This is a genomic window from Clostridium collagenovorans DSM 3089 (assembly GCF_900130005.1).
Lineage (GTDB): Bacteria > Bacillota > Clostridia > Clostridiales > Clostridiaceae > Clostridium_D > Clostridium_D collagenovorans.
On sequence record NZ_FQXP01000011.1, the window covers coordinates 1 to 11,695 of the forward strand.

Here is an 11,695-nt window from a genome sequence, read left to right on the forward strand (position 1 = left end):
AAGTTATTCGTGTTTCACTAACTCAGAGCTCTGTTTCAGCTAGTGCTTATTTAAGCGAATCAACAGTGAGTATAAGGAAAAGCTCTATCTGTAACTACCTAAAAAAAAACCATTTAAAATAGATAAAGAAAAAATAACTCATATATGTATTGATGATTTTGCTACTAAAAAAAGACATACATATGGAACTATTATGATTGATATAAATACAAGATGTATTGTTGATATATTAGATTCAAGAGATGCTAAAGATGTTGCCACATGGCTGAAGGAGTATCCCAATTTAAAAGTAATTGTAAGAGATGAATCTATTAGTTTCAAGGCTGCTATAGATGTTTCTCATCCAATTAGATGGATACATTAAGGGTGTTAAAAATGATTATAATTCAATAGTTAATGCAATTTTACTAGATTATAATAATGGACTAGCAGAAGGCAGTGTAAATAAGTTAAAGACTATAAAAAGAATAATGTATGGACGCAATAATTTTGAGTTATTGAGATCTAAAGTTATTCAATTAGAAAATTTAAAAAGGATAAATGGAATTTCATATTAATTCCATTTATCTAATAACATTAGAAAGAACCGTGAAAGTTTTGACGTCTTTAATACTTTAATTTTCATATTTTCAATTGTATAATTTTTTATTTCAATATTATCCAGTGCTCTATTTAATAAATTTCTTAAAGAATACTCTTAGGATTGTAGAAACTATGTTCAAATAACCCATGAAATAAATGGAATAGACTTCTCTTCCATTTATTTTTACTATATAAACAGTTTAGTCTAACAGATTCAATTATTAAATATATCTTATGAATTAACCTTTATACTTATTTTATTAATTATTAAAGGTTTTAAATATATTTAACTAAGTTAATCTATTTTAAATCCTATATATAACTCCCATATTGCACTTATTATAAAATAAGTACCTATTATATATGGTATAGATAAGAAAGTTGCTGTAGGATTAATAAGTATAACAACTCCTAAAATTATTAAAATAAAATAGTATATAGTACCAAGGTTTAAACTAAATCCTTTGTACTTAACAGTTAAAGCAAGTAAAATTACTCCTCTAACCACTGACCATGATCCATATATTACAATTAAAATATCTACACTAGTTATAGGAAGACTAATTAAGGTAATACCAAATAGAATATCAATTATTCCCATAGGGATATTTCTATTTTCTTTTACTAATACAACTACTCCTAGAATTAAAAAAATCCATCCTGAAATATTAGTTATAGTTAAAAGTGAATCAACTGGATTAGTAAAAAATATAAAGCCAAGTAACCCTAATATGGCACCTTCTAAAATAAATAGCTTTCCAAGCATCTTTTCCATAACTTCACCTCTAAATAAAATTTTAATATATACATATCAATATAAGTTTGTGCTAATTCTCTTATAAATACACTCACTTATTATTTAGAAGTTAAGTTCATTTATGCCATAATTTCTATTTTTTCAATTCTAATTTTTTTATTTTTCAAATGTGCTATAGCCATAGTTAATGGTAGTGAGAATCTTTTTTTACCACAACTCCCAGGATTAAAATATATAGCTCCTTCCTTTATATCTGTAGAAAAACTATGTGAATGTCCATATATAAACATATCTATGGAGCTATCCTCCTTAGGAATATCCTTTTTATTATGTACCATATAAATTTTAAACCCCTCTATTTCTATTACTTCATTTTCTTTAATCTTATCCGCCCATGATTCTTTATCATTATTACCTCTAACAATGATAAGCTTACTTATTTCATTAAGTTTATCTACAATTTCTTTAGAACCAATATCACCTGCATGAAAAATATAATCACATTCTCTTAAATTTTCCAATACTTGCTCTCTAAGAACACCATGCGTATCCGATATTATACCTATCTTTACTTCTTTCATATTTTAATCTTTAGTGAGACATCCTCTCTCAAATATACTTTTCTCACTAATCCTCCCTTTTCTCTTATATATTTTTTAATTAACTATATAAATTTATGCTTTTAACTAAATTCATTTAATAACTAAAAATAAATCTGAACACATCGAAGATTCTTTATTAAAATATATATACTATATCTTTGCCTTACTGTTATCTCAGATTTATCAAGAACCTTCTTATTTTATAACTCTGTATTTTTTTACTCTTATAGTATATATTTTTTAGTATGTATTTTTTCACTCTTAATATTAACTAAAATATATACAAGTAATAAAATACTAGTATCAATAAAATTTTATAGTAAAAAATCCTCTTTAAATCAAATACAGCAACGCTTGTACATATTGATTAAAGAGGATTAAATTTATTAATTTAGTTTTATACTAAATACAAGAATATATTTTATCTATAAAACTCTTGAGTTGCATAAACCTGATTTCCTATTTTATAAACACCAGCACCTATACTAGAGAAGTTGTTTGATAAAATATTTTGTCTATGCCCTGGAGAATTCATCCAGTTATTCATAAAGCTATCTGCTAAAGCTGTTGCATCAGACATACCACCTATGTAAGCTATATTTTCTCCCCAAGCTCTATAAGAAACTCCATCTTGCTGCATTTTAGCAGTAATTAGTTGTCCTTCTGGATTTGTATGATCAAAGTATCCTCTATCACCCATATCTTGAGATTTTATTCTAGCATATTTTTCCATAGTATCATTATATGATAAAGCTGGTACTCCTGCTTTTGCTCTTTCTTCATTAACTCTTTCAAATATTCTTTTTTCTACTGCCGCCATAAATTTATCGTTACTTGGAGTCTGTGGTTTTTCTACAGTTGGTTTATTCTCCGTAACTGGTGGTGCTGGTTTTTCAGCAACTGGTGGTTTTGGCTTTTCAGTAGCTGGTGGTGTTTGTGGTTTTTCTTGTGCCACTGGTGGAGCTTCTACAACTGGAGGTTTTTCAGTCTCAGGTTTATTATTCTCTGTTCCTCCATTTGAATCACCTTCATTATTATTAGCACTATTCTCATCGCAATTTCCACTTTCACAATTTGGTTTATTACCCTGTGAATTATTACCCATTATAGAGTTTATAAATTTATGAACCTCACTTATAAATTCTTTTAAATTTCCTTTTAAATCATTTATAGACCCAACACCACTTAAATCTATTCTAGACTCATCACAATTATTACCTAACTTATTATTAAGTAGTATATCCTCGTTATATACCGAGTTACAATCTTTCTGACAATTTCCCTTGGTTGTTGTGCAATTACCTTGTGAACATTGAGATACACAATTGCCTCCTGTACAATTAGGACCATCAGCATATACCTGTGTACTTACTCCCCCTACTATAGTAGCTGTTAACATTATAGCAATTAGTTTCTTTTTCATCTGTACCACTCCTCTTTATTTTTTCGGACTCATCATAGGAATCCAATATCTTATTAGTTAAAGTACTTTTTACTTTTTCTAATGCTTACGTAAAGTTATATCATATTTTTCGGGGTTTTCTTAGGATAAATTATTTCTAATCAATGATATATGCGCCTATAAATGAATCATTATCCTTTTATGGTAAACTAACAAAGCATGGTATTTTGCCTTATTAGTAGGACGAGCTTCCTTTACCACTTTTTTCATTGGACATAATTTCTATTTTTTAAAATCCCATTTATTTTAAGTTTAATACATATATATACTTATATTAACTTATATTCTCAAAACACTGTCTATCTTTTAACTATGTTTTCGATTAATTCAAGCTCTTCTTCACTAAATTCTAATTTATCAATGCATTTAACACACTCTTCTATTTGACTTACTTTACTTGCACCTATAAGTACAGATGTTATAGAATCTCGTCTTAATATCCATGACAAAGCCATTTGCGATAATTTCTGCCCTCTACTCTCAGCAATATCATTTAATTTTTCTATCTTTATTAGTAGCTCCTTAGTAATATCGCTTTCATGTAAAAATACACTTGCCCCTGCAGCACGTGAATCACTTGGTATACCATTAAGATATCTATTAGTTAATCTTCCTTCTGATAAAGGAGAATAAATTATACTACCAACATTCTCTTTTTCAAGAACATCTAATAACCCATCCTCAACCCACCTATCTAAAATTGAATAATTAACTTGATTTATAATACATGGTGTTCCAAGTTCTCTTAATATATCTATTGCTTTTTTACTTTCTTCAGCTCCATAATTAGAAATTCCAACATATAAAGCTTTACCTTGCTTAACTATTAAATCAAGAGCTTGCATTGTTTCTTCAAGTGGTGTTTCTGGATCAGGTCTGTGATGATAAAATATATCCACATAATCAAGTCCTAACCTATTCAAACTTTGATCTAAGCTTGAAACTAAATATTTTTTAGAGCCATGATCTCCATAAGGCCCTTCCCACATTTTATACCCAGCTTTTGTAGAAATAATCATTTCATCTCTATAACTTTTAAAATCTTCTTTTAATATTCTCCCAAAGTTGATTTCTGCTGAACCTTCAGGTGGCCCATAATTATTAGCTAAATCAAAATGTGTAATTCCTAAATCAAAGGCGCTTTTGATCATGTTTCGTGCATTATCAAAATTATCGATATCCCCAAAGTTATGCCATAATCCTAAGGATATAGCTGGTAACTTTAATCCACTTCTACCACATCTATTGTACTTCATATTTTCATATCTATTTTCCTGTGCTGAATACATAGTGTAATCCCCCTAGATTTATAAATTACTTAGCATATTTTTTTATTAAGTTATATATACACTCTTCAATGTATTTTTTGTTTTGAAGTTCACTATATGAGAAATACAAGTTAACATGTTTCTCATCTAATTCAAATAATTCACATAGAAACGTTGGATTCTTAACCTTTCTATCCACTTCTATAAATAATTTAATTCCCGTAGAATCTCCTGTGAAGATAAGTTCCACTTCATCAAGCTTCCTCTTGAATTTTCCACTAACAGGAATAAATTCAAACTCTTGCAGTATTGGTAAGCGTCCTTTAATAGATTTACGTTCATTTTCTATTTCATTTAACTTAAATCCTAGATTTTTAAAAGCATCTAAGACATTTTGCATATATATGTTAGCTTCTACATTTAATTCATCTCCATCAGTATCATCTACAGCACCCTCTATATCTAATCTAGTTTTAAGTTTAGTTTTATGCTTTTTGATACTAATAGGAAAATTATAATCTAATCTAAATGAAAATGCTGCCTCTTGATATGATCCTGGTTTTACTACATGTTTAAGTGGAAATTTTATACTTGGTAAAGTATAAGTTAAACGTGCCTTTGAATCACCAGAACTACTAGTATAATTTACTGATAAATCTATAATGATACCATTTATTTTTTGTTCAACCTTTCCACCCTTAATTTTAAATACGCCTTCAACAACTCCGTCTGGAACAACAGTGCTGTTTTTCAATACTGTATCCACCTTTGCTCCACCTACACCCATTGTCGTCGCTAATGTTTTCTTAAAAAAACCCATTTTTCAGTCCCCTCCTCAAGATATAAAATGTGGCTGTTGCATTAATAAATTCACGTATAACACCATTGTATTTATAAATTGATTAAAAACACAATATACTATGAAATTTATTCTTATTGCCACAGCCTCATTGTTTAAGTCATAAATACCTATATTAATCCCCTTAGATATCTCTACAACCTTTTTATATATTATTTTACCAAAATCTTACCTTAAGCTCTAGTGATAATACTATTTTTTAGATTTTATTATACTTAAAACCTCTTCATTACTTGCTTTTATACTAAATAATAGATCCTTATCTATTTTTAGCTTACTTTCTTTCTCATTAATTTTTATATTATCGGAACCTATGTTGCTAGGACATAACTCTATATATCTAGCTGGCTCTAAATCTACAGTAAACTTTTTATCCTTAGCCCCAGTAAGTTTCATAATAGTACCTTCTTCACAATGATTTTTTATTCTTATGTCTATTATATTGTTACTTTTAGCTTTACCACCTAATAAAAGCATATTAGGAACCTTTTCAATGAATGCTTCACCAGACATAGTCATCCAGCCACCACTTAAATTCATTTTTATTACTACATTTAAACCATACTCTTTTTCTAATTTCTTAAGAGCTTGCCCTAATTCATATATATTTAATTCTAATTTCATCCTTTATTTTTAGTGAGCTGTATTGTACTTTTTAAATACCCTACTCACTAAATCCTCCTTTTCATCTTAATAATCTATTTTTTTAATTTCTGACTAAATTATTTTAATATGTTTTCTTACTTATTATTATATATCCTTATGCTTATTTAATCAAAGTAATTAATAATAGTTATTTATAGATATTTATTATTTTGATTTTTACATATTTTCTAAAATTATAATACATAAGATGTTTATATTTATTACACACTCTCTAATATAAAGTTTTCTAAAAAAACTTAAATTATATGAGTTATATATTTATTTTAAAATTAAACATTATTTCCATCATACTTAATTTCTCCATAGCAATTTTGTAATATTAAAATTAAGATTTCCCCTAAGAATTTAATCTTTCTACTTTTATAGATTCTATTATCACTGTTGTGAAAAAATACAAAACAAAAGACTTAAAGCTACATATATATTAGCTTTAAGTCTTTTGTTTTATTTCAATAAATATTATTTCTAATTATTATGCCTTAAAATTATCTATAAGAAGTTTTTAAAGCATCTTTTAAAACCTTTGGATCCTTTTTATAAGGAGTTACTGGACGAACTTTTTTATTTTTCACATCAAATAAAGTATAAATAGCCATTCTTGCTGCACGTACAGAATACTCTTCTGTAAATACCATATCCTCAGGTATTTCAACAAATTGACTTATCATTGCAAAGTTTGTTGATCCTTCTGGTACTACCTTTGGACGATCACTCATTTTACGTGGTTGGAACTGTGAATCTATATATGGCATCATACATGGAATAACATTGATTACAGTTTCCATTATTTCATCCATTTCCTCTTCTACATGTAAATGATGTAAAAGTTCAGTAAGTAATTCTTCACCTGTACATTCTCTCATTGGCTTTCTTACATAATCACCTACTCTATCTGTATATAAACCATATCCCCAGAAAATAGTAGTGTCTAAAGGTTGATTTTTAAAATGTGGTTGAGCTGCTACAACAATACTCATTAACCAATTTGAATCTTTAAAAGTCATCAATGCACCACTACCTGGTATATTAGTTGAAATTTTTTCAATTAATTTCAAAAGTTTATTTCCTTTGCAAGTTACAGTGAAACTTTCCCAGTTAGTTTCCTCTGGATAATCAAAGAATGGCTCTGGATTTCCAAGACCAGGTTTCTTATTAGCTATCTTTCTCCAAAGTTCAGCTGACATTGGGTTTTCTGGCTTAAATTCTGGTGCTGTATGCAAATCTCCTAAGGTTGCATTATCTGTCATGGTACCATTAGTCATGATACACACATCTCCTGGATTTAAGGAAATAATTTTTTCTCCCATTTCATCTTCTATGTGTATAGCTGTTACTGTTATATCTTCACCTGGTTTAAAATCTAAATCAGTTACCTTTGCATTTATACTAAAATCAACTCCAAAGCTATCTAAGTAAGCTTTTAATGGAAGAATAACAGACTCATATTGATTGTATGGTGTACGAGTAACACCCTCTAAAGTTTCAATACGAGAAAACTCAAAAATCATACGCTCCATATATCTTTTAAATTCAAAAAGACTAGACCACTTTTGGAAAGCAAAGGTTGTTTGCCACATATACCAGAAGTTAGTCTCAAAGAAGTGAGGTGTATTACTAAACCATTCCTCTATTGTCATATCATCTAACTTCTCTTCTGGCGTAATCATTAGTTTTCCTAAAGCCATACGATCTTCATTATTAAAGCCCATAGTAGTAACATCTTGAATTATTCCGTATTTGTCCACCAAACGTGCTTGTGCATGAGTTGGATGTAAATGGTCAAAGTTTAAAATTTCTTCTGTAACACTTTTACCTGGTAAATCTAAAGAAGGTATAGTAGAAAACAGCTCCCAGAAATTTTCGTAGGTTTCTTCGTTTAACATTCTACCACCACGACAAACAAATCCATTTATAGCATCTCCAGCACCATCATTACTACCACCTAAAATATGCATGCCTTCAATAATATGAATATTTTCACCCTTAAAGCTGCAGTCTCTTACAAGGTAAGCAGCTCCAGCTAAGGAAGCTAAGCCTCCACCTATAAAATAAACCTGTTTATCTCCATGATCAGTATAAGTATATAAACTTCTTGGTACTTGAGATTTCTCTTTTAATTTCTTAGCCCCTATTGTAGCAACAGCAGTTGCTCCAACTATAGCACTTAATGCAAGTAATACATTCTTATTGTTTTTGTTTGATTGTTTACTCATAATAATCACTCTCCACCTTAAACTTTAAACTTCTTATTCAATATTATAGATTAAACTACTTAACTTGTATTTATACAATTCTACTGATTTGTATAAAAATATTACAAATATATATGCTTAAATAAAAAGTTTTCATAATATTCAAAGTTAATTCTTTTTACTGGATTAATTTACCTGAAGCTTGTAACACTAAGACTTTCTTATAATACATAAGCTTCAATTAACAATCTACATTTTCATTGAGCTATATTTATTTAATAATAGACACTTATAAATATGAAGGAGAAACATTACTGATATATATTAGTTTAACTTTACTATTTCACCATAAAACTATAAATTTTCGTAAAATTTATTCACTTAAAGCTATATAATTTCAAATAAAAATCTCAATACAAAATTATACTTTTATTTGTATTGAGATCTTTTATTTCCTTATTCTATTGCTTTAACTCCCTCAACTATACTTTCATCTAATATACCCTTGCAAGCATTTAAACTAGAAAATAAGCATATCAAAACCATAATAGCAAAAATGCCTATAATTATTCCTATTGGCAAAACCCATACCATACCTGTTGTAAAGGACTTCTTAGTTAATTGAAAGAACACATAAGTACTTAAGGTTCCAAAGCTTATTCCTATTATTGAAGAGTATATACAATAATAGAAACCTTCCTTAACTACCATGGCTTTAACCTCATCCTTACTCATACCTATTGCTCTTAACATTGATATTTCCTTTTTTCTAGAAGTTATATTCATATACATAATATTAATTACATTTAAAACACTAGTAATTGCTAAAACTGATATAAAACTATATAAAAGCGTTAGTAACTTTACATTTTTCTTTTTACCTTCTATATCTTCTTTCTTTATATCTTTAACTTCATAATTATTTTTATCGAATTTTTCATTTATCTCTTTAGATGCTTCTTCATAATAGGAGTTATTCTTTAAATAAACACTTGCTTTTTTTATTGAATTGCTACCGTAATCCTTTATGAAAGTATCATAACTCATGATTATTGTAGTTGTATTATACATATCTTCTTGCATAAATGTCTTAGAATCTAATATTGCAACTATATCGTACTCCTTTGGTTCATTAAGTATATCTCCCCATCCTGTTGCTATAGATATTTTATCTCCTACTGCGTATTTACTAATGGTGTTATGATTTAAATTTTGTGCTAAAATTATTTTGTTGTTATTTTTTAACTCATCTATATTAATATTTCCTTCTAAAACAAGAGATTTTAACTCTTCAATCCTTTCATCGCTATAACCTAAATTTTCAGTTTTCAATACATATTCATTAGGATTTTCTCTTGGCTTATCTAGAGTTTTATTGTCCATATTTTTAATATATTTCTTACCTTCATCTGTAACCTTATCATTAGGAATTTTTATATATGCATTATTCACCTCTCTATTGTATTCTACTTCTTTTATACCCACAAACTTTTCTAGCTCTAATATCTTTTCTTCACCAATACTATCTCCTAAGGTATTTATTATAAAATTAGGGCTCTTCATCATATGTTTCTTAAGTTCAGGGCTACTACAGTTAATAATGTAATTAACTAACATAAACATTATTATTGTTATGCTTAAAGAAAACACTGTATTTATAAACTTACTTTTATTTCTTTTTAAATTCTTCACTGCCATAAAGTTATAAAACTTCTTCTCTTCGTTATAAGCTTTATCACCTTTTACATTACTTATCTTTCCACTTTCCTTATAGTTCATAGCTTCTATTGAAGAGATTTTATTTAATTTCTTAGTACAGATTAAATTTCCTAAAACTACAGGTAGAATAGAGAATAAACTACTCAATATTATTACATCAGAAGTTATGCAAAGACCATTAAAGTTATAGGCTTCTTTAAGTGTGAGCCACTTAAGTCCTTCAACTCCTACACATCCTAATAATATTCCTATAGGAATAAAAATTATTGCTGTTATCAATCCCTCACCTAAAAGTAATAAACTTATATGCCTTTTTTCTGCACCTAAGGCTTTTAACATCCCTATCTCTTTCATCCTTAAGGATATTGTTATGCTAAACATATTATAAATTAATACTACAGATATTAAAGATATAACACTAAAACATATTAACTTAGCCCCTTCAAATATTTTAATTCCTCTAATCAAATATTCTCTCACCATATTATATTCACTTTTAATAGATTCACAATCTAATACCGTAAGAAGTTTATTATATCCTTGAACTAAATTTTCTCCCTCCTTAAACCTATAATACTTAGTTATGTGAGATTGTACCTTGTTATTTTCTTCCGCAAATTTATGCGTTACAAATGCCTTAGTTCCAGCTACACTTAATTTTGCATTACATTGAGATTCCATAAGTCCCACTATAGTGTATTCCTCTTCAAAATAATTTTCATTTCCATTTGCTGTAGAAATCCTTAAATTTAATTTTATTTTATCCCCTACATTTAAGTTTTCTCCTAAAGAAGGTAATACCCATTTTTCTAAAACTATTTCTTTATCATCTTTAGGATATCTGCCCTCCAATAATTTAATATTAAAAAATTCTTCTATATTTTCTTCGCATCCATAAACATCCATCTGATATCTTTTATTAATATCCTCATGATCATTAAAGATACACTTTCCTAGAAAAACCTCTTCAGTAGAAGAATCCACAATTTCAGATTTTTCTGATTCATTCAAAGCAGTTTTATTTCCAGTACTAGATGTAACCATTGCATCATAATTTACAGGAAATAGTCTTTTATCTCTTTCTATGCTATCATTTATAATCTCTGTTAAAGTAATATTTAAAGAAGTCATTATCAAAACCGAGAACATTATACTTAATCCTAAAAATAAGTTCCTCTTTTTATTCTTCATTAAGTAACGAGGTATTAAACCATAAAAACTTTTCATTTTATTTATCCACCATAGATAATGGATTTAAAGTTTCTTCCCCTTCATATGCTACTCCATCCTTTAAGACTATAATTCTATCTGCTGTTTTTATAGACTTCAAAACTTCTAAGTTATTTTCCTTAACTATTCCATAGGTATTTTTAAAATTTGATGTTACTAATAAACTCATTTTGATTTCCTCCTATACACTATAAATTTAAAATTTAGAAGGTTTTATAGTGCATAAGGTTTCCTACATTTACATATCTATTTCTTTATTCTATTGCTTTGACTCCTTCAACTATACTTTCATCTAAAACACTCTTGCAAGCATTTAAACTAGCAAATAAACATACTAAAGCCATAACAATAAAAATAC

11 protein-coding genes are annotated in these 11,695 nt (G+C 28.0%); 2 read left to right on the plus strand and 9 right to left on the minus strand.

The window, feature by feature from the left end:
- Positions 1-193: 193 nt before the first annotated feature.
- Both BUA48_RS12590 and BUA48_RS12595 read left to right on the plus strand, forming a co-directional pair.
- On the plus strand, positions 194-364 hold the full coding sequence (locus BUA48_RS12590) for a hypothetical protein (protein ID WP_242944350.1): 171 nt from the start codon (positions 194-196) through the stop codon (positions 362-364).
- A complete protein-coding gene (locus tag BUA48_RS12595) occupies positions 333-557 on the plus strand; it encodes a transposase (RefSeq protein WP_072832425.1) in 225 nt (74 codons plus the stop codon). Before BUA48_RS12590 ends, BUA48_RS12595 begins: the two co-directional genes overlap by 32 nt.
- A gap of 320 nt (positions 558-877) precedes the next feature.
- Here the strand turns inward: BUA48_RS12595 and BUA48_RS12600 are convergent, their stop codons facing one another.
- The 9 genes from BUA48_RS12600 to BUA48_RS15650 all read right to left on the minus strand — a co-directional run bounded on the left by BUA48_RS12600 (position 878) and on the right by BUA48_RS15650 (position 11,506).
- The gene (locus tag BUA48_RS12600; RefSeq protein WP_072832426.1) at positions 878-1,357 is read right to left on the minus strand and encodes a DUF308 domain-containing protein; all 480 of its coding nucleotides are present in this window, start codon (positions 1,355-1,357) and stop codon (positions 878-880) included.
- Between the two features lie 101 nt (positions 1,358-1,458).
- Positions 1,459-1,920 carry a metallophosphoesterase family protein gene (locus BUA48_RS12605; protein ID WP_072832427.1) on the minus strand — a complete coding sequence of 154 codons (462 nt, stop codon included), beginning with the start codon at positions 1,918-1,920 and terminating at the stop codon, positions 1,459-1,461.
- A 442-nt stretch (positions 1,921-2,362) separates the two neighbouring features.
- Complete coding sequence (locus tag BUA48_RS12610) at positions 2,363-3,364, minus strand: CAP domain-containing protein (protein WP_072832428.1); 1,002 nt, start codon at positions 3,362-3,364, stop codon at positions 2,363-2,365.
- Between the two features lie 338 nt (positions 3,365-3,702).
- Positions 3,703-4,692 (minus strand): aldo/keto reductase, encoded by a 990-nt coding sequence (locus tag BUA48_RS12615; RefSeq protein WP_072832429.1) that lies wholly within the window; start codon positions 4,690-4,692, stop codon positions 3,703-3,705.
- Between the two features lie 25 nt (positions 4,693-4,717).
- Positions 4,718-5,491 (minus strand): sporulation protein, encoded by a 774-nt coding sequence (locus tag BUA48_RS12620; protein WP_072832430.1) that lies wholly within the window; start codon positions 5,489-5,491, stop codon positions 4,718-4,720.
- A 231-nt stretch (positions 5,492-5,722) separates the two neighbouring features.
- Entirely contained in the window at positions 5,723-6,154 is a 432-nt protein-coding gene (locus tag BUA48_RS12625) for a UDP-N-acetylglucosamine pyrophosphorylase (protein WP_072832431.1), read from the minus strand.
- 527 nt (positions 6,155-6,681) lie between these two features.
- On the minus strand, positions 6,682-8,409 hold the full coding sequence (locus BUA48_RS12630) for an oleate hydratase (protein ID WP_072832432.1): 1,728 nt from the start codon (positions 8,407-8,409) through the stop codon (positions 6,682-6,684).
- 435 nt (positions 8,410-8,844) lie between these two features.
- Positions 8,845-11,334 carry an ABC transporter permease gene (locus BUA48_RS12635; RefSeq protein WP_072832433.1) on the minus strand — a complete coding sequence of 830 codons (2,490 nt, stop codon included), beginning with the start codon at positions 11,332-11,334 and terminating at the stop codon, positions 8,845-8,847.
- Between the two features lies 1 nt (position 11,335).
- The gene (locus tag BUA48_RS15650; protein WP_178138984.1) at positions 11,336-11,506 is read right to left on the minus strand and encodes a hypothetical protein; all 171 of its coding nucleotides are present in this window, start codon (positions 11,504-11,506) and stop codon (positions 11,336-11,338) included.
- Between the last annotated feature and the right edge of the window lie 189 nt (positions 11,507-11,695).